20 protein-coding genes, 2 riboswitches and 1 other annotated feature are annotated in these 18,652 nt (G+C 35.8%); of the genes, 4 read left to right on the top strand and 16 right to left on the bottom strand.

Annotation, left to right across the window (positions count from 1 at the left end; genetic code table 11):
* Window positions 1-302: 302 nt before the first annotated feature.
* Both DN408_RS14880 and DN408_RS31465 read left to right on the top strand, forming a co-directional pair.
* A complete protein-coding gene (locus tag DN408_RS14880; RefSeq protein ID WP_002126328.1) occupies window positions 303-1,577 on the top strand; it encodes a murein hydrolase activator EnvC family protein in 1,275 nt (424 codons plus the stop codon).
* Window positions 1,578-1,675: 98 nt separating this feature from the next.
* The gene (locus DN408_RS31465) at window positions 1,676-1,840 is read left to right on the top strand and encodes a hypothetical protein (protein WP_003188170.1); all 165 of its coding nucleotides are present in this window, start codon (window positions 1,676-1,678) and stop codon (window positions 1,838-1,840) included.
* Window positions 1,841-1,872: 32 nt separating this feature from the next.
* On the opposite strand, the gene DN408_RS14885 is transcribed toward DN408_RS31465, so the two are convergent.
* From DN408_RS14885 to DN408_RS14940, 12 genes are all read right to left on the bottom strand, one after another.
* Window positions 1,873-3,228, bottom strand: a complete 1,356-nt coding sequence (locus DN408_RS14885; RefSeq protein ID WP_002186320.1) for a sodium-dependent transporter — start codon at window positions 3,226-3,228, stop codon at window positions 1,873-1,875.
* Between the two features lie 111 nt (window positions 3,229-3,339).
* Window positions 3,340-3,587 (bottom strand) — a binding site (T-box leader).
* A gap of 61 nt (window positions 3,588-3,648) precedes the next feature.
* A complete protein-coding gene (locus DN408_RS14890; protein ID WP_002186321.1) occupies window positions 3,649-4,266 on the bottom strand; it encodes an NAD(P)-binding protein in 618 nt (205 codons plus the stop codon).
* Window positions 4,241-4,993: a sirohydrochlorin chelatase gene (locus tag DN408_RS14895; protein ID WP_002030685.1), complete on the bottom strand. Its 753-nt coding sequence runs from the start codon at window positions 4,991-4,993 to the stop codon at window positions 4,241-4,243. The genes DN408_RS14890 and DN408_RS14895 overlap by 26 nt, the downstream gene beginning before the upstream one ends.
* A gap of 1 nt (window position 4,994) precedes the next feature.
* Window positions 4,995-5,771, bottom strand: coding sequence for a uroporphyrinogen-III C-methyltransferase (gene cobA / locus DN408_RS14900; protein ID WP_147740228.1), 777 nt, complete (start codon window positions 5,769-5,771; stop codon window positions 4,995-4,997).
* Window positions 5,772-5,855: 84 nt separating this feature from the next.
* Window positions 5,856-6,056, bottom strand: coding sequence for a DUF3906 family protein (locus DN408_RS14905; protein WP_000366913.1), 201 nt, complete (start codon window positions 6,054-6,056; stop codon window positions 5,856-5,858).
* Window positions 6,057-6,067: 11 nt separating this feature from the next.
* Window positions 6,068-7,690: a nitrite/sulfite reductase gene (locus DN408_RS14910; protein ID WP_078421978.1), complete on the bottom strand. Its 1,623-nt coding sequence runs from the start codon at window positions 7,688-7,690 to the stop codon at window positions 6,068-6,070.
* 11 nt (window positions 7,691-7,701) lie between these two features.
* Entirely contained in the window at window positions 7,702-8,295 is a 594-nt protein-coding gene (gene cysC / locus DN408_RS14915) for an adenylyl-sulfate kinase (protein ID WP_002030679.1), read from the bottom strand.
* A gap of 12 nt (window positions 8,296-8,307) precedes the next feature.
* Window positions 8,308-9,444, bottom strand: coding sequence for a sulfate adenylyltransferase (gene sat, locus DN408_RS14920; RefSeq protein WP_147740229.1), 1,137 nt, complete (start codon window positions 9,442-9,444; stop codon window positions 8,308-8,310).
* A gap of 39 nt (window positions 9,445-9,483) precedes the next feature.
* Window positions 9,484-10,188 carry a phosphoadenylyl-sulfate reductase gene (locus DN408_RS14925; protein ID WP_002126308.1) on the bottom strand — a complete coding sequence of 235 codons (705 nt, stop codon included), beginning with the start codon at window positions 10,186-10,188 and terminating at the stop codon, window positions 9,484-9,486.
* Between the two features lie 87 nt (window positions 10,189-10,275).
* Complete coding sequence (locus DN408_RS14930; protein WP_000116159.1) at window positions 10,276-10,419, bottom strand: YezD family protein; 144 nt, start codon at window positions 10,417-10,419, stop codon at window positions 10,276-10,278.
* Window positions 10,420-10,491: 72 nt separating this feature from the next.
* A riboswitch (SAM riboswitch) is annotated at window positions 10,492-10,600 on the bottom strand.
* A 117-nt stretch (window positions 10,601-10,717) separates the two neighbouring features.
* Window positions 10,718-12,034 (bottom strand): diaminopimelate decarboxylase, encoded by a 1,317-nt coding sequence (lysA, locus tag DN408_RS14935; protein WP_002126306.1) that lies wholly within the window; start codon window positions 12,032-12,034, stop codon window positions 10,718-10,720.
* Window positions 12,035-12,214: 180 nt separating this feature from the next.
* Window positions 12,215-12,396: riboswitch (Lysine riboswitch) on the bottom strand.
* An 89-nt stretch (window positions 12,397-12,485) separates the two neighbouring features.
* On the bottom strand, window positions 12,486-12,881 hold the full coding sequence (locus DN408_RS14940; protein WP_041868037.1) for a DUF3888 domain-containing protein: 396 nt from the start codon (window positions 12,879-12,881) through the stop codon (window positions 12,486-12,488).
* 253 nt (window positions 12,882-13,134) lie between these two features.
* Between DN408_RS14940 and DN408_RS14945 the strand changes: the two genes are divergently transcribed.
* On the top strand, window positions 13,135-15,021 hold the full coding sequence (locus DN408_RS14945) for an LTA synthase family protein (RefSeq protein WP_147740230.1): 1,887 nt from the start codon (window positions 13,135-13,137) through the stop codon (window positions 15,019-15,021).
* 182 nt (window positions 15,022-15,203) lie between these two features.
* Window positions 15,204-15,905: a CDP-diacylglycerol--serine O-phosphatidyltransferase gene (gene pssA / locus DN408_RS14950; RefSeq protein WP_002011698.1), complete on the top strand. Its 702-nt coding sequence runs from the start codon at window positions 15,204-15,206 to the stop codon at window positions 15,903-15,905.
* Window positions 15,906-15,937: 32 nt separating this feature from the next.
* Here pssA and DN408_RS14955 read toward each other — a convergent pair whose 3' ends face one another.
* The 4 genes from DN408_RS14955 to hisE all read right to left on the bottom strand — a co-directional run bounded on the left by DN408_RS14955 (window position 15,938) and on the right by hisE (window position 18,642).
* Window positions 15,938-16,918, bottom strand: a complete 981-nt coding sequence (locus DN408_RS14955) for a 2-hydroxyacid dehydrogenase family protein (protein ID WP_003188176.1) — start codon at window positions 16,916-16,918, stop codon at window positions 15,938-15,940.
* A 135-nt stretch (window positions 16,919-17,053) separates the two neighbouring features.
* Window positions 17,054-17,218: a YozQ family protein gene (locus DN408_RS14960; protein ID WP_002193236.1), complete on the bottom strand. Its 165-nt coding sequence runs from the start codon at window positions 17,216-17,218 to the stop codon at window positions 17,054-17,056.
* A gap of 68 nt (window positions 17,219-17,286) precedes the next feature.
* A complete protein-coding gene (locus DN408_RS14965) occupies window positions 17,287-18,306 on the bottom strand; it encodes a histidinol phosphate phosphatase domain-containing protein (RefSeq protein WP_078203005.1) in 1,020 nt (339 codons plus the stop codon).
* Between the two features lie 12 nt (window positions 18,307-18,318).
* The gene (hisE, locus tag DN408_RS14970; protein ID WP_002168814.1) at window positions 18,319-18,642 is read right to left on the bottom strand and encodes a phosphoribosyl-ATP diphosphatase; all 324 of its coding nucleotides are present in this window, start codon (window positions 18,640-18,642) and stop codon (window positions 18,319-18,321) included.
* Between the last annotated feature and the right edge of the window lie 10 nt (window positions 18,643-18,652).

Genomic DNA, 18,652 nt, shown 5'->3' on the forward strand with positions numbered 1-18,652 from the left:
AAACTCCATGTCAGAAAACCTCACATGAAATCGATTCCTTACTAGTGATTGATAGGTTTTTAAAATACTGTTTCATTATGGAAAACTCCATCATTTCCCATGTTTTTTTTAAAAAAATATAGAAATTGATATCTTTTTCTATACATTCAAGAATTTTAAATTTATGACAAACACTACGAAAAGATACTAAATTCCGACAAAACTTAGCAAAATTATAAAATTTTCTTTACATTATGATTACAACGATAGACACTCTTCTTCTTATGATATATAACATTCATAGGGAAAGGAGCAAGACAACCATGAAAAAGAAATTTGCAGCATTTAGTGTTTTAGCAGCTGGAACGATTTTCGTTTCCCCGTTACTTTCACCCGTATACGCTGAAACGAATGAGAATAAATTATCTAATATTCAATCCGAATTAGAAGGCAAACAAAATGACTTACAAAATAAATCAGCTGAGAAAGAACAAATAGAAAAAGAAATCCAGGAATTACAAAAGAAAATCGACGAATTAACTACTTCTATTAATAAAAACGAAGCTGAATTAAACGATACAAAAAAAGAAATTAGCAAAACGCAGCAAGCAATTGCTGAAAAAAAGAAACATATAGAGCAATTACAAACAAACATAGATACACGTCAAGAGGTTATTAAACAACGACTACAATCTATGCAAGAGAAGCCTCGTACGAGTATCATTACAGAAGTATTAACAAGTTCTGCAAATATCGCTGATCTTGTTGATAATATGTATTCTGTAAGTTTAATTTTAAATAACGATACCGATATTGTGAAAAAGCAAACAGATGATCAATATGCTGTAACGACAGAAAAAGAGGCTGTTGAGAAAAAAGAGCAACAACTGAAAGAATCTGAACAAAAATTAGAGCAAAAACAACAAGAGTTACAAAATAACCAACAACAGCAACAAACTCTTATTAAAGATCTACATACGAAAGTATCAAAAGTAGATTCCGAGATTGAAGGATTAGAAGAGTCACAAGGTATTTTAGAAAACCAGCGTCAAGCTGTTCAAAAAGCAATTGAAGAAGAAAAACGTGCGGAAGAAGCTCGGAAAGCGGAAGAGGCACGCAAGGCTGAGGAAGCAAAAAAACAAGCCGCCGCTTCTGCTAAAGAAAGCACACAATCCGCACCAACACCGCAAGATACGAACAAAGGTGGATTTATTAAGCCAGCCGCTGGCTCAAAAACTTCTGGATTCGGCACACGTTCTTTAGATAACCATAAAGGAATCGATATCGCAGCTTCGGGAACAGTTCCAATTATTGCCGCTGCAGATGGCGTTGTTATCCGTTCAGAATTATCCTCTAGTTACGGAAACGTTGTTTACTTATCTCACCGTGTTAACGGAAAAACATATACGACAGTGTATGCACATATGAATAGCCGCTCTGTATCCAATGGACAAACTGTGAAACAAGGCGATCAACTTGGCTTTATGGGAAATACCGGTCAATCTTACGGACAACATTTACACTTCGAACTTCATATTGGGGAATGGAATGTTGGTAAGACAAACGCAGTTGATCCGTCTCCTTATATCGGATTATAAAAAACTCGGTGCATACCGAGTTTTTTTTACTACTTCACACTTTTTAGGCGTTTTACATAAACTACAACTAAATGCCTATATTTTGCGGGGTGATAAATATGAATACACAATTACAAGAAGAAATAGAAGAAGCTAGAGAAACATACATTGGCCGGCTATTTACATTCGGCGGCTCAGCGTTATTTTTAATTGGATCATTTATCGCAGTTGTCACAGCTTATAAAGCATATAATCGCTTATTAAATACTTCTACAACACAATAAAAAGACGGAGAATCCACATCTCCGTCTTTTTATTATGCAAACATTTTAAATACACCTATCGCATTTAAAAATACGATAATTACAGTTACCGGAATAACATAACGAAGCAAGAAGAACCAAATATTAAACAATGTTTTCCCTTTCGTTTCCGTAACTTCTAATTCTTTCATTAATAGCTCTTTACTCATTTTATTTGGTACAAATAACGAAATGGCTAGTACTCCGAGTGGCAGTAATACATTACTTACCGAAAAATCGACGAAATCAAAGAATGTCTTACCAAATATTTTCACATCACTCATAATTCCAAACGATAACGCTGATGGGATTCCAACTGCAAAAATAAGAATACCAATTAATAACGAAGCTGACGGACGCTTCTTCTCATTATCTTTCGCAACAGATGCTACTACAATTTCAAGCATTGAAATCGCAGATGTTAAAGTCGCAAAGAAGAATAAAACTAAAAACATAATGAAGAAAAATTGTCCAAATGGAATTTTCGCAAAGACAGCAGGAAGAACGATAAACAGTAGCCCTGGTCCTTCTGTCGGTTTAACTCCTAATGCGAAAATCGCCGGAAAAATCGCTAATCCTGCAAGTACTGTAACAAATACAGTTAAACTTACAATAGATGTTGCTGATTTAGCTAAATGCTCTTCTTTCTTTAAATACGAACTATACGTTACCATTACCGAGGCACCTACCGTTAGTGAGAAGAAAGATTGTCCCATCGCATATAAAATCGTATCTGCTGTAAGCTTTGAAAAATCTGGTTTTAAGAAGAACTCTACCCCAGCCATAGCACCATCAAGTGTTAACGCACGAATAATGATAGCAATAAATAAAATGAATAATAGCGGCATCATGTACTTACTTGCCTTTTCTATGCCTTTTTCCACACCTTTACTAACAACAAAAATGGTACAAAGCATAAAAATGAATTGCGCCCCAATCGCACTTACTGGATTTGCAATTGTTTCAGCAAACAATTGCCCATAATCGACTACTCCGTTCCAGAAACTACCTGTGACACTATAGTATAAATAAAGTAAAATCCATCCACCTACAACACTATAAAAAGATAGTACGCTAAAACAAGTAACAACCCCCATACGACCAATCCAAGGATATAACTTGCTATTTGGTACTAATACTTTATAAGCTGTAACTGCCTCTTTTTGAGTACTACGGCCAATAACAAATTCAGCTACAAGAAGAGGCATACCAATAAATAAAGTTAATAGTAAGAATACAAGGAAGAACGCGCCTCCCCCTCCATTACCTGCAACATATGGAAACTTCCATATTGCCCCAAGACCTACTGCGGCTCCCGCTGCTGCGAGTACAAAGCCTATTTTCGACGTCCATTGCTGTGTTTCTTTCATTATAATTTCTCCTTTTCTGAATATTATAACTTTTACCAATTATACACTTTCATTTCATACTCGCACACCTCCTTTAGAAAATAAAAAAGTCCCCTACACGCAAATATGCATGTAGAGGACGATATATGTAATATAAATACCGTGGTACCACCTCAATTGGATTGATAAATCCCACTTGTTCAAGTACAGGAAAATTCCGATACTCTATCCTTTTAACGGCGGAACCCGGGTTGCCTACTGCAATGTTCAGCATACCTCTCGCAAGCCCATTCTGTATATTTTATCGTACCGGGCTCACACCTTACCCCAGCTCTCTGAACGCATCAAATATACGTACTCTTCTTGCTCATCGATTTCATCTATTGAAGTTACTTGTGATTATAAATTATATTCTTATAGTTGTAAAGCACAATTTATTCATTATCCTATATGAACCTTTCTCTCTAATTCTTGTAAAAACAATTCTCTTTTTTCTCCATTTAGAACATATACTGACTTTAATACTTCTTGTAATAGTATATTTCTCTGCCGCTTATCTACTTGTAATTCTTTCACTTTTATTCTTACTTCATATAAAAAATTAAGATACGCTTCATATGTCTCATCATATTTATTTGCGATATCGTCACGAATTTTTTTCGCCAATTTCGGGCTTGCTCCTCCTGTAGAAACAGCTACATTAAGCAAACCACGATGAAACGCCGCCGGAAAATGAACATTTCCACTTTCCGGATTCGTAATAACATTTACCAATTGATTTACCGAGACATCTTCAGCAATTTGTTCATTTAGTACCGAATCACTAGTCGCTGCAACTACTAAAAAAGCATCTTTAATATCACTTTTCTCATACTCTCTTTGATACCAACGAATTTGCTTTTCTTCTACAAGTTTCACTAAATTTGCATCTAATTCTGTACTTACTACAACAATATCCGCACCTTGTTTTAGTAAAGGAATAATTTTAAACCCCGCTACTTTCCCTCCACCAATGACAACAACACGTTTCTTATCAACTCGCACTGTAAGTGGATACATATTGATCTCCCTTCAATATTTCCTCTGTTTTCTGAATTAACATCTCTCGAAACGCTACATTCTTTCCTAAATAGGGACTTATTTTTATCTCTTCCGACTCATATTGACGCACTTCTTTCTCAACATGTTTCATGAGTAAGCCTGTAAATAATAAGTAAGGTAACACAACAATGTTCCGTTCTTTTTGTTCTACAATTTCTTTCAACCTCTCATCAAACTTCGGCTCCGCGGCTGCTAAATAACAAACTTCCACCTCTTTAATGTTCTCTTCTTTTTGAAATAAAGAAGAAATCCACTTTATGTCTTGTAAAGTTTCCGGATCACTACTCCCTCTTGCAACGAGCAAAAGTGTTACTTCTTCTTTATAGTCTTTAATACCACTTCCGTTATATACCGCTTTTACAAGCACTTCTGATACACCAAATGGATTACCATACACTATTTTGATATCCGGATATTCCTCGTTTAACTTTCGTAATTCAAACGGAATATCTTTCTTTACATGTCCTGCCGCTAATAAAAAAACAGGAATAGCGACAATCTCTGTAGCACCACGCTTCACACATGTACGAAATCCTTCTTCAATAGAAGGATTCGCTAGCTCTAAAAAACAAATTTCTTGAATATTTGCCTCTACACGGTTCATACATGACGTAATAAATGCAACCGCTTCTTCTTTTGCTGCTTTCAAACGGCTTCCATGACATATATATATAACAGCCTTCATTTTACAATACTCCGCTTACTTGATATGCATTTTCCGTTTGTTTCTCAAACCAATGTATCTTTTCTCTAAAACGGACAACTTCTCCAATAACAATCATACTTGGATTTTGAATTCGTTCTTTTTTGGCAACATCTACAATTGTTCCTAACGTCGCTGTAACAGTACGCTGCATAGATGTCGTTCCCCACTCAATGATAGCGGCAGGTGTACTTTGATCTTTTCCATGTTTTATTAGTTGTTCACATATGTAAGGTAAATTACTAACCCCCATATAGACCGCTAATGTATCTACACCTTTCACTAAACTTTCCCACTTCACTTCCTCTTCAGCCCCTTCTTTCCGGTGCCCTGTCACAACAGCAAAACTTGCACTTGCATCGCGATGCGTTACTGGAATTCCAGCATAAGCAGGAGCAGCTATACCAGCTGAAATACCAGGAATAATTTCAAATGGGATACTTTGCTTCGCTAACGCTTCAGCTTCTTCTCCACCTCTTCCAAATACAAATGGATCTCCGCCCTTAAGTCTCGTTACAACTTTTCCTTTTTTCGCATATTTAATAAGAAATGTGTTAATTATCTCTTGCTTCATCGTGTGATAATTTGGGAGTTTCCCGCAATAAATTAAATCCGCTTCAGGCTTTGCATGAGAAAGCAATTCTTTATTTACGAGACGGTCGTACAATATAACATCAGCCTTCTCGATGCATCTCAACCCTTTAACAGTAATTAAATCCGGATCACCAGGACCCGCCCCGACGATATAAACCTTCCCCATAATCTCTCCTCATTTCTACTATAAAATGAAACTTCCACTCTTAATCACGAATGGAAGTTACTATTATTTCGTATTACATGTTCTCTACTCATGAATAACAAATGCCGCCCCTTTTCGAATCTTCTTTTTTTCAAACAAAGAAATCTCTTTCACTTCTGGTAACGGTAAAAAATGTTTTTCAAGCTCAATTTCCGCAAGCTTAAATGCCTGTTCTTCACTCTGAGCAACGACAACAATTGGAACAATACTATTTACTAATACAGCTTCAAATCGATATAAGTCCATATTGCCCCCTCCTAAGATGCTATTACTTCTTCTAATACACGATTTAGTACAATTTGTAATTCTTCCACTCCAACACGTCCTACGAAATCATAAAACGTTTCGGCTAGTAATTTATTCTTTTGGAAATAACTTAAAAAGGACACGAGAACATCCGGCAAATCTTCTCCATCTATTTTCCCTTTTAACTTTTCGTTATATGCTCCTCCGTCTAATAGTGTTCCGCCCACATATATTTCAAACGCCTCAACGATTCCCTTTTCCTTCGTTTTCAGTTTTATCCCTTGCAAACCAATATCAGCAATTTGACGTTGACCACATGAGTTCGGGCATCCTACCATATGAATTCGAACTGGAACATCGAGTGCAATTTGTGTATCTAAGTACTCTGCGATTTTGCGTAATCTTTCTTTCGTTTCTACTAACGCAAGATTGCAATACTCAATGCCAGTACATGAAACCGCATGACCGATAAACGATTTCGGATTTGCTGAAATTGCTTCAAACAACGGTTCACTTAATAATCCTGCAACATTTTCTGGCGGAACATTCGGAATAATGAAGTTTTGAGAGTTACAAGTTCGAATTTGCCCGTTTCCATATTTCTTTGCAATTCTTGCAATCTCAAACATTTCCTCTGCGTGTAAACGCCCTACTGGTACATTAAAGCCGACATACTTTAATCCTGCTTGTTTTTGATCTTGAACGCCATAAAAGTATCCTGCATTCCAGCCTTTGAGAGCACTTTCCCCTTTACTTTGCAATGGGCCTGTGTATTCTACTAGTTTCTCTTTAAATTTCTCAGCGCCCCAGTCAGCGACAAGAAATTTCAAACGTGCTAAGTGGCGTTTTTCACGATATCCAAAATCACGGAATATAGTAGCAATTGCAATCGACACTGCCTTCACTTCTTCTGGTAAAACGAATACATCTAATTCTTCCGCTAAGTACGGACGAGCTGATAATCCTCCGCCTATTTTTATATGAAACCCAACCTTTTCCTCACCATTTATTTCTTTCGTAGCAGGTGTAAACGCCACACAGTTAATCTCTGCATTTGCTGAATTATAAATGTTAGAACTAATAGACATTTTGAATTTACGTGGTAGATTAGAAAACTCTTCATTATGTTGGAAGTAATCGTATATTTCTTTAACAATCGATGTTGTATCAAATAGTTCATTCGCATCAATTCCAGCAAGTGGATTTCCTGTGATATTACGCGTAATATCACCGCATGCCCCCGCTGAAGATAAACCAACTCTAGCTAACCTCTTAAAAATATCCGGAATTTGCCCAATTTCTAACCAATGAAACTGAATCGCCTGTCTTGTCGTAATATCTAACACATCACGCCCATAATCTTCAGCAATGGAAGCCAGCACCTCTGCCTGCGCATTTGTAATAATTCCAGAAGGAATGTTGACACGCATCATAAAATAGCCCGCTTCTTTTGGTCTTTGCAAATACAATCCTGCCCATTTAAAAGCGTCCCACTCTTCTTTCGGAATAGATTCAAATCCATTCTCCGCATAGTAAGGAATATCATTAAAGATTTCTAATCCATCTTTTTCTAATTTCTTTTGCTCGGACGGATTCAATTTTTCATTATTAGCCCACACTTTTTCATAACTCATCTTTTATCCCCCTATATAAAACTACGCTCTTGTAAGTATTTCACGATTTGTTCTGCACATTCTTCAATAGAATACTTGTGCGTTTCTACAATTAATTCTGCTTGTTTTGGTTCCTCATACGGTGAATCAACACCAGTAAACTCTTTAATATCACCTTGTCTCGCTTTTTTGTATAACCCTTTTGGATCACGTTTTTCACACTCTTCAATTGGACATTTTACAAACACTTCTATAAACTCATCTGCCGCTAATAAATCCCTAACTTGTTTTCGATCTACTTGAAATGGTGAAATGAACGCTGTAAGAACAACAGTACCTTGATCTACAAATAGCTTCGCCACTTCGCCAATACGTCTTATATTTTCCATACGATCACTTTCAGAAAAACCTAAGTCTTTATTTAAACCGTGCCGAATATTATCCCCATCTAGCACATAATTTCCTATATTCTTTTCAAATAGTTTACGAGCAACCGCATTCGCTACTGTAGATTTACCCGAAGCTGATAAACCAGTAAACCAAACTACAAAACTGTGATGCCCATTCTTCACTCTTCTCTCATCTTTTGAAACAGAAGCTGTATGCCAAGTAATATTCGTATCCATCTTATTCTCTCCCTATTCTGTTACTACTTCTTTTTTCAAACCTTTAATTAGCACTTCCACTACTTCTTTACGACTAAATGTACTTGGCGGAATCTCACCATTCCTTAACATTTCTCGTACTTTCGTACCCGATAAGATGACACGGTCTTCTTTTCCATGCGGACATGTTTTCGTTGAAGCCATTGCTTCACATTTCGTGCAGTAAAAACTATGTTCAAAAAATAACGGCGTAATCCCTAACTCTTCTACTGTAAAATTCGTAAAGATTTCCTGCGCTTCATATGTTCCGTAATAGTCCCCTACCCCAGCATGATCACGCCCTACAATAAAGTGGGTACAACCAAAGTTCTTTCTTACTAGTGCATGAAATATCGCTTCCCTTGGTCCTGCATAACGCATTGCTGCAGGAAATACACCTAAAAAGACACGATCTTTCGGATAATAGTTTTGAAGTAATACTTCATAGCTTTCCATCCTTACATCAGCAGGAATATCATCTGACTTCGTTTCCCCAACGAGCGGATTTAAAAAGAGACCATCTACAATTTCAAGGGCAGATTTTTGAATATACTCATGGGCACGATGTACTGGGTTTCTCGTTTGAAATCCAACTACTGTTTTCCAACCGCGTTTTTTAAATTCTTCTCTCGTTTCAATTGGATCTAAATGATAAGAAGGAAATGGATTATTCCCAAAACGTTTTGTAAGAATAATAGCTCCTCCAACGTAAACGTTTGGTCGTTCATATAATTTCTTTATTCCTGGATGAGCTTCATCCGTCGTTTTATATACAAGTAACGCTTCTTTTTCTTTATCAGGTACAAAAATATCTTCTATTTGAATAACACCATATACATTTCCATCGTTAACAAGTTTTACTTCCTCTCCAGCTTTCAGTCCCTCTGCTACTTCCTCTGTTACCGGCAATGTAATTGGTATACTCCATACGCTACCATTTGCTAAACGAAGCGTTTCTACTACTGAATCATAATCTCTCTTCCCTAAAAATCCTGTAAGAGGGCTATATCCTCCTGTCGCCAAAAGTTCTAAATCACTAAGTGCAATTTTGTCTATCTCGATTTCCTTTACAATGTTCGATATTTCATATGTTTCATCAATGCGGTTTACTAATTCATTTGTTGTACTCATCTTCTTATATCCCTTCTTAGCTTTATTTCAAAATCTATCTCATTGAAAGTGAAGGCCACATTCCGTCTTCATTTTCCCAGCCCATCTTCCATCTCTTGAGTTGCCACCATCACCTACAGGTAATGTACATTTCTCACACCCAATACTCGGATAGCCAACATCATGCAATGGGTTATACGGCAAACTATGTTTATATACATATCGCCAAACTTCTTTCCAAGTCCAATGAATGAGTGGACAAACTTTAATAGATTGAAAACGACGATCTTGATTTATAAACTGTGTATGCTTACGCGTTTCTGATTGTTCCCTTCTTAAGCCTGATATCCACGCTTTTTCCGCTGCTAATGATTTTTCTAACGGTAAAATTTTTCTAATACTACAGCAAAGATTCGGATTACTTTCCCATAACTTCTCTCCATGAAGCTTCGCTTGTTCATCGAGTGTAAGTTCTGGCTGTTTTTCTATAATATTTAATGAAGGAAATTTCTCGCGTACCTTCTTAATTAATTCGTATGTTTCTTGAAAATGAACATTTGTATCCAAAAATACAACTTTAGCAGATGGATTTACTTGGTTTATAAGATGCAATAAAACCATTCCCTCCACCCCAAAGCTACATGCATATACAATTTCATCTTTATATTCGTTATAAGCCCAACTTAATACTGATAGCGCGCCTTTCGTTTCATCTTCTTCAGAAAATGAAACACTATTTTCTTTCCACGTTTCGTACGTCAACATGTTTTTTCCCCCTGTAAAAGCAAAAAGACGGCTTTAACCTATTAAAAATAGATTAAAACCGCCTCTAGTTTTTCTAGTCAGCGCTTTTTACTTTAAACGAACCTTTTCACTTTTTTCTAATTGAATCACTTTTCCATCTTGCACAACAATTGTAATGGAACCATATTTCATATCAGCAAGCATCGCTTGAATTTTCTCAGATACTTCATCAAAATGCTCCCGTACGCTCACGCAAACAGCCCCCCTTTTTATTCATAAAAAAAATCTTTCCCATTTCGAAAAGACTGTTCGGTAATATATTTTACCTTATCTTTCAAAATGGATTCCATTTTGCTGGATTTAGCACCTTGCTTTCTATAAGCAGGTTGCCGAGCTTCGTAGGGCCAGTTCCCTCAGCTTCTCTTGATAAGCTTTGTATTTGTATTTTATCACAATTCTGATTTTTTTCAATCCTAGTTTTCCGATATATTTAATTATTTTTATTTTTTTAAAAGGAGCTGCCTTTACTAGACAACTCCTTCTTTCTCATTCACACCAGCTCTTTAATACGTATGCGATCGTTCCCAATGATATTTTCATATGTTTCACGTTCTACGACAATTTGTGACGTCCCGCCTTTTGCAAAGACGACAGCTGGTCTACGAATACGATTATAATTATTCGCCATCGAGTACCCATATGCCCCCGTGCAAGAAATTGCTAGTAAATCAGAAGAAGCAACTTGCGGTAAGTTAATATCCCAAATCAGCATATCTCCACTTTCACAGCATTTCCCAGCAATCGAAACGAGTTCCTCATTCTCATCATTCCCTCGATTCGCCAACATCGCCTCATAACGGGCTCCGTATAGCGCTGGTCTTAAATTATCTGTCATTCCACCATCGACTGAAACATATTTCCGAATGCCAGGAATCTCTTTCACCGCTCCGACTGTATAAAGTGTTGTTCCAGCATCACCTACAATACTACGACCTGGTTCAATCCATATTTCTGGAAGCGGATATTCACATAATGTAAATTGTTCTCTTATCGTACTTGTTACAGCGTGCACATACGTTTCAAGTGTTAACGGTGTATCTGAATCCGTATAACGTATACCGAAACCTCCGCCCACATTTAATACTTTCATCACATAATGTGTTCGCTCTCTCACTTCTTCTAAAAATTGGCGGAGTACTTCAATTGCTCGAACAAATCCAGCCGTTTCAAATATTTGTGATCCGATGTGCGAGTGAATTCCTAGCACATTATAATTTGATTTTTGCAAGGCAAGCTCAATTGCTTGCATCGCTTGACCATTTGAAACACCAAATCCAAATTTCGAATCCTCTTGACCTGTTGTTATATATTCGTGTGTATGTGCCTCTACTCCAGGCGTTACACGGATTAATATGTTCACAAATTTCCCATGTTGCATTGCTAAATCATGTAAAATTTCTAATTCTAAGAAATTATCTACTACAAAACAACCGATATTCGCCTGAAGAGCCATAATCATTTCTTCTTCTGTTTTATTATTTCCGTGAAAATGAATACGCGATGCCGGAAAACCAGCTTGGAGCGCAGTATATAATTCTCCTCCAGAAACAACATCTAAAGACATATTCTCTTCACGAGCTACTCGGCACATCTCCATGCACAAGAACGCCTTGCTTGCATATGCTACTTGATAAGAGAAACCACTTTCTTTAAAAGCACGATGAAACGCGCGGCACTTTCCTCGAATAGACTCTTCATCGTATACATAAAGTGGTGTTCCGTATTGTTTTGCTAGCTGCGTCGTATCGCACCCACCAATTTCTAAGTGTCCTTGCCCATTGATTCGGCTTGTGCCGTGTAAATACATTTGAATTCCTCCCTTATTTCCTCTAAAACTCATAACCCCAATCTTCTATTCATTGCAGCACGCTTTTAGATAGACAAAAAACGCGCGGAACAATGTTCACACGCGTTTCTTATTAGGAAAAATATATATTGAAAAAATAAACGAGTTGTTATCTCCTCAAAATAAGAAACCGCATCAACATCTCCAAATAGCTCTTCATAAAATAAATCTTATGACAGTACTACATTTATTCAATGCAGTCCCAATATATGAATAAGATGGTTATTCTTATATTTCGGCAATAGTCCCTTTCAACCTATGATCACAGATTCCATTAAATCTCCCATAGCTTACTCTTTCCTATCGCGGCCTCTACCTTTGAGAGTAGATGAGGTAAGTCTATTTAATTTTCAAACATCTAATTGTTGCTATTAACAATACCAAAGGACCATTTTATTTGTCAAACAATTTTTTATATTGTTTTTTTACAGTTTAATTTCGTATCATTTGGTAAGCGCTTTACTGAAACCTTTGTCACTTCCCATTCGCCCTCTTCGTTATTAAATGTAATCGTTACCTTCTCAAATGGTGGAACAATTTTCCCACCAACCTGTTCATACTTCGTTACTTCAATACTCGCTTGAAATAAATATGTACCACTATACACTTTTTTTAAACTAATAATTTTAGGACATTGATAAGGCTTCAAGCTCCCATATTGTTTTTCAATTGACTTATTTATTTTTGGAAATAAAACAGAATAAAGGGCATCTTCCATAAGGGGTGCATCATATTGTGCTACCGACACACTCGGTGAAGCAAAAAGTATAACACTACTGCATACTATAAAATATAATAATTTTCGCATTATAACCTCCGTTTTATTACTCGATTCTTTTTGCGCACGATAATTATCATACATAGAAACTCCGTTTTATTGTCTCCCACTGCCCTTTTTCTACTCAATTATTATAAAAAAGCCCACAACTCTCTTTTATTTTCGTATAATGATACTCATAGTATAATAAACATAATAACAAAGGACTGTTCGTATATATAAAATGAGGCGCTAATCAAACCGGCTCACAAGAACCGTCATGCTTTTAGGAGAGGAGTATATTATGCTACAAAATCTGTTTCCAAAACTGCGATTTGCACTAGTTGCAGTCGTTTTATTATGGATAAAAACATATATTGTGTACAAGCTAGCATTTGATATTAGAATTGATAACTTCTTTGAAGAGTTTATGCTTTTTATTAACCCACTAGCTTCGTTACTTTTATTTTTTGGTTTCGCTTTACTTGCATCTAAGTACCGAAACCGAATTATTATTGTAATTAGTTTTATACTGTCATTTATTTTATTTGGAAATGCAATGTTTTACGGATTCTATAACGATTTTGTTACTTTCCCTGTTTTATTCCAAACAAATAATATGGCTGACTTAGGGACGAGTATAAAAGAACTCTTTACGTATAAAACATTACTTTTATTTGCAGACGCAATTATTTTAATGTTTATTTCGCGTAAATTCCCATCATTTGGTGATAAAACACCCCTTTCTCGCTCTGAGAAGCGAACTTTCTTTAGCGGTGTAACAGTATTATTAGCACTACAAATTGTTGTTTCAGTTATATATAAACCACAAATGTTCTCACGCTCGTTTGATCGTCAAACTGTCGTGAAAAATTTAGGTTTATACACATATCATCTATTTGATATTACACTTCAATCTAAGTCTTCAGCTGAGCGTGTATTTGCAAGTGGAGACGGGTTCTCTGAAATTAAAAACTATACAGACTCAAAAGATAAACAAGTTGATAAAAACTTATTTGGAGCTGCAAAGGGTAAAAATGTAATTTTAATTTCAATGGAATCTACACAAAGTTTTGTTATTAATAAAAAAATAAATGGAAAAGAGATTACTCCATTTTTAAATGAGTTTATTAAAGATAGTTTTTATTTCGATAACTTCTATCATCAAACGGGACAAGGTAAAACTTCTGATGCTGAATTTATCGTTGAAAATTCCCTTTATCCGTTAGACCGTGGTTCTGTATTCTTTACTCATGCAACAAATGAATACACTGCCACACCAGAACAATTAAAGAAATACGGATATTCTTCTGCTGTCTTCCATTCAAACGATAAAACGTTTTGGAATCGTGACGTAATGTATCCTGCGCTTGGATATGATCGTTACTTTAATTTAAATGATTACGTAGGAACGGAACAAATGTCTGTCGGTTGGGGATTAAAAGATAAAGAGTTCTTTGAGCAATCTATTCCAAAGTTAAAATCTTTACCACAACCGTTCTATACAAAATTTATTACGTTAACAAACCATTTTCCATTTCTTCTAAATCCAGAAGATCAATATGTTGATGAATTTAATTCCGAAAGTGGTGTTTTAAATCGCTACTTCCCAACCGTTCGTTACACGGATGAAGCTCTTAAATTATTTATTAAACAATTGAAAGACGAAGGACTATATGATAATTCCGTTATTGTCATTTATGGTGATCATTACGGCATTTCTGAAAACCATAATGCAGCTATGGCTCAGTTCCTTGGGAAAGACGCTATTACACCGTTTGATTCTATGCAATTACAACGCGTCCCTCTCATTATTCATGTGCCTGGCCAAGAAGGAAAAGTCATCTCTAAAGTATCTGGTCAAATTGATATTAAACCAACGTTACTTCATTTACTTGGTATTAAAACAAATCAATCCGTAGAATTTGGAACAGACTTATTTACGAAAGAAAAAGACCCTCTTATGGTAATGCGGGACGGCAGTTTTGTTTCGGAAGATTATGTTTATACAAAAAATATGTGCTATAAAAGAAGCACAGGTGAAGAAGCTGATTTAACACTATGTCAGCCTTATATTGAAAAAGCAAAAACAGAATTAAAATTATCCGACAAACTCATTTATGGAGATTTATTAAGATTTGATCCTAACAATCGATATAAAACCGGAACGATAACAACGAAATTTGAATAGTGTAGGAAGCAACTTCACAAAAGTTGCTTCCTTTTTTTACTTATTTTTCAAATTTCTCTTCTATACAATCTTTCACAAATTGGGAATTTTTTTCGTATGAGAAAGAAATTTATGGTATGATAAAATAAGTAAACTTTCATACACTAATTAAGAATTTATAACAGAAAGCAAGGGATCAGATTTTGTATAGAGCAGCTATTCCAAACTTATTTACGCTCGGGAATTTATATAGCGGATTTTTGTCAATCGGCTATGCATCTTTAGGATATTATAAATCAGCTGCTATTTTAGTACTGATCGGGATGATGTTAGATAGTCTTGATGGTCGTGTCGCTCGTTTATTACGCGTTGATTCACAAATGGGAAAAGAGCTTGATTCACTCGCGGATGTTGTAACATTTGGCGCAGCACCTGCTGTTTTAATGTATTACACATCTTTTTCCAACTACGGAATCATTGGACTATACATAGCGGGATTATTCCCTCTGTTCGGAGCATATCGCTTAGCACGATTTAATGTAACACCATCTTCTACTTCTATGAAATATTTCACTGGAGTTCCGATTACCGCAGCAGGAGGGCTTGTTGCTTTCTTAACATTATTTTCACATACCATTCCAAAAATCGTTCTCATTACCGTATTTGTAACGTTCGCATTTTTAATGGTGAGCCGTGTTCGTATCCCAAGTTTAAAAGATGTACCAATTCCACGATATAGCATAATTATTACACTATTTTTAGTTGGAATTATTATCACAATGTACCAAACAAGTTTTGGCAACATTTCTGTTTTCTTATTCATTGCTATTCCACTATACATTTTGTATATGTTATCTCAATTTATTAGACAAAGACCTTCTAAAAAAGCGAATAAAGAAAAATAAAAAAACCTTCCGTATTTCGGAAGGTTTCTTTTTTATTTTGTAACTAATACTTTTTGATTTACAGGTGTTACAGGTTCTTCACCATTTAATACAGCTAAAATATTTCTTACTGCCATTTCAGCCATTGCATCACGTGTTTCGAATGTTGCATTTCCTACGTGAGGAGCAAGCACCACATTCTTTAATCCTTTTAGCTCTTCTGTAATTTTCGGTTCAAATTCAAACACGTCAAGAGCTGCACCTTCAATTTCATTTGTTTTTAGTGCATGAGCAAGTGCAAATTCATGCATAATTGGTCCACGTGAAGCATTTACAATATATGCTGTTTTCTTCATCATTTTAAACTGTTCTTCATCAATCATATGATGTAATTTCGGATTATAAGCACAGTTAATTGTAATAAAGTCCGCTGTTTGTAATAATTCTTCCAACGTTACGTATGTCGCTTCCAGTTCACTTTCAGCTTCAGGCTTTCGATTTGGTCCTGTATATAAAACATTCATTCCAAATGCTCTCGCACGCTTTGCAACTGCCTTCCCAATTTCTCCGAGGCCAATGATTCCAATTGTCTTACCGTGCACTTCACGACCCAAGAAAAATAATGGTGCCCAGCCGTTAAATCCAGTTGTACGACATAAGGTATCCCCTTCAGGAATTCTACGTGCCGCTGCTAAAAGCAGTGCAAACGTTAATTCTGCTGTTGCCTCTGTAGATACTTTCGGCGTATTTGTAACAGCAATACCCTTTTCTCCAGCATATGTGTAATCAATATTATCGTAACCAGCACCATAATTTGCGATAATTTTCAAGTTTGGTGCTGCGTCAATAACCTCTTTCGATACCTTCGTAGAAAGTAAGCTTAAAAGTGCATCTTTATCTTTTACACGTTCTGCTAACTCTTCTACACTAATTAATTCTTCTTTATTGTACATTTCTACATCATGATTTTTCAATAATTCTAATCCGATTTCTGGAATTTTCCCTGCTACTAATATTTTCGCCACTACTAACACCTCTTCTATACAAAATATGATATCTCTTATATTTCATTGTAAGAAATCTACATATAAAAACCAAGGAATTTGATTATAGTTTTGAAAATCGACACTTTTCCATAAAAAAAGAGGAGATGCAACTCTCCCCTCTTTTTACGCTTTTTCTTGCGATTCTTTCCCAAGCTTCGCATCGATTGTTCCTTCTGCAACTGTATCGCTAATTTGTTCCTCAATAACTGAATTAGCAGTATTATTTGTTTCAGAAGTATAGGCTTGACCTGCCGCTTGTACATTTTGTTTATTTTGTTGTTTCGCCATTTTTTATCCTCCTTTTCATTCTTTCTTATTTTGAACAAAAAGGGTGATTTTCATCAAAAAATCGTGTTTCATTTTGAAATTATTCCTTCTTCTTCAAGCAATCTCATCGTTCTTACTCGTTTCGTAAATGTAGCTATGTGAGAAATATCATGATTGCGTAATGTCTTTATATTCTCTTCCACATACTTTCCTAAATCATTCGGATAATGGGCATCTGAGGATAGAGTAATCGGAATTCCATGCTTAGCTAATACTTGTAAATAAAGCGGACTTGGGCACATTTCGCGCACAGGATATCGATAGTACAATCCCGCATTTATTTCTGTTGCTGTATTTGTTTCCACTAACGCACGAGCAATTTCCTTATAATAAGAAAGCTGTTCATTCTCATCCAATCGATAATTAAATACTTTTATGTTATCGAGGTGAGCTATAATATCAAAAAGCTCGGAACGAACAGCACTTTCAACTGTAGCGAAAAACGTGTGATATAAAGTATGTAACTCATGCGTACCAAAATACTCTTTCGTATCTGGATTATCAAATCCCCATCCATCTATAAAATGGACCGAACCGATTACATAATCAAAGTCTCCTAATGCTAGTAAACCTTTTAACTCTTGTTCACCCCCGATAAAATAATCCGCTTCAATTCCAAGTTTGAGCGTTATCCCTCGTTTACTCCATCGCTCTTTTGCCTCTTCAATCGCCTTTGTAAAATCATAAATAGACGTTACTCTTACTTGATCTAACCATTCTTTTTGCAGGCGACCAAGCTTAGAATCACTAATATCTACATACTTTTCATAATATCCTTTCGCTTCATGAAAACGATATAAATGATCGACAATACCAACTTCTTTTATACCTTTTCGCACAGCTTCTTCTAAATATAAATCAATCCATTTCGCTGTAAATGGACCTTCCTTCACACGTCTTTGCAGGCGTTCTTGTGTTTTCATAAGCCATTCCATAGAATGTTTTTCTTCTTTAAGCGGTTCAAAATATTGTAGCGCATCATTTATTTTAGCTAGCCACCCTATTGAATATGGCCCTTCTTCTAAATGAATGTGATAGTCCACTTTCATCCATATTCCCCCTTATAATGTATCTATTTCTCTTCTGTCCCCTACTCGCGAAAGCTTTCCATTTCTTTCTTTCACTTCTTGCATGACATCTTCTAATGGAATATTTTTTTCGGCTAATAGAACAAAACAGTGATAGAACACATCAACCATTTCTTTTACTATTTCTTCTTTATCATTATTTTTAGACGCAATAATTACTTCGGTGCACTCCTCACCAATTTTCTTTAAAATTTTATCTTCACCTTTTGCAAATAAATAATTCGTATATGATTCAGAGAGTGGATTTTTCTTTCGTTCTTCAATTGTTTCAAATAATAACTTAAGGATATCTTCCATATGTATCCCC

This window comes from Bacillus sp. AR13-1, from assembly GCF_008042285.1.
Classification (GTDB): Bacteria; Bacillota; Bacilli; order Bacillales; family Bacillaceae_G; genus Bacillus_A; species Bacillus_A mycoides.

Bases quoted from the DNA above. Each gene is read 5' to 3' on its own strand.
- DN408_RS14880 (WP_002126328.1), top strand. From the start codon at position 303: ATGAAAAAGAAATTTGCAGCATTTAGTGTTTTAGCAGCTGGAACGATT.
- DN408_RS31465 (WP_003188170.1), top strand. From the start codon at position 1,676: ATGAATACACAATTACAAGAAGAAATAGAAGAAGCTAGAGAAACATAC.
- DN408_RS14885 (WP_002186320.1), bottom strand. From the start codon at position 3,228: ATGAAAGAAACACAGCAATGGACGTCGAAAATAGGCTTTGTACTCGCA.
- DN408_RS14890 (WP_002186321.1), bottom strand. From the start codon at position 4,266: ATGTATCCACTTACAGTGCGAGTTGATAAGAAACGTGTTGTTGTCATT.
- DN408_RS14895 (WP_002030685.1), bottom strand. From the start codon at position 4,993: ATGAAGGCTGTTATATATATATGTCATGGAAGCCGTTTGAAAGCAGCA.
- cobA (WP_147740228.1), bottom strand. From the start codon at position 5,771: ATGGGGAAGGTTTATATCGTCGGGGCGGGTCCTGGTGATCCGGATTTA.
- DN408_RS14905 (WP_000366913.1), bottom strand. From the start codon at position 6,056: ATGGACTTATATCGATTTGAAGCTGTATTAGTAAATAGTATTGTTCCA.
- DN408_RS14910 (WP_078421978.1), bottom strand. From the start codon at position 7,690: ATGAGTTATGAAAAAGTGTGGGCTAATAATGAAAAATTGAATCCGTCC.
- cysC (WP_002030679.1), bottom strand. From the start codon at position 8,295: ATGGATACGAATATTACTTGGCATACAGCTTCTGTTTCAAAAGATGAG.
- sat (WP_147740229.1), bottom strand. From the start codon at position 9,444: ATGAGTACAACAAATGAATTAGTAAACCGCATTGATGAAACATATGAA.
- DN408_RS14925 (WP_002126308.1), bottom strand. From the start codon at position 10,188: ATGTTGACGTACGAAACGTGGAAAGAAAATAGTGTTTCATTTTCTGAA.
- lysA (WP_002126306.1), bottom strand. From the start codon at position 12,034: ATGTATTTACACGGCACAAGCCGAATCAATGGGCAAGGACACTTAGAA.
- DN408_RS14940 (WP_041868037.1), bottom strand. From the start codon at position 12,881: ATGCGAAAATTATTATATTTTATAGTATGCAGTAGTGTTATACTTTTT.
- DN408_RS14945 (WP_147740230.1), top strand. From the start codon at position 13,135: ATGCTACAAAATCTGTTTCCAAAACTGCGATTTGCACTAGTTGCAGTC.
- DN408_RS14960 (WP_002193236.1), bottom strand. From the start codon at position 17,218: ATGGCGAAACAACAAAATAAACAAAATGTACAAGCGGCAGGTCAAGCC.
- DN408_RS14965 (WP_078203005.1), bottom strand. From the start codon at position 18,306: ATGAAAGTGGACTATCACATTCATTTAGAAGAAGGGCCATATTCAATA.
- hisE (WP_002168814.1), bottom strand. From the start codon at position 18,642: ATGGAAGATATCCTTAAGTTATTATTTGAAACAATTGAAGAACGAAAG.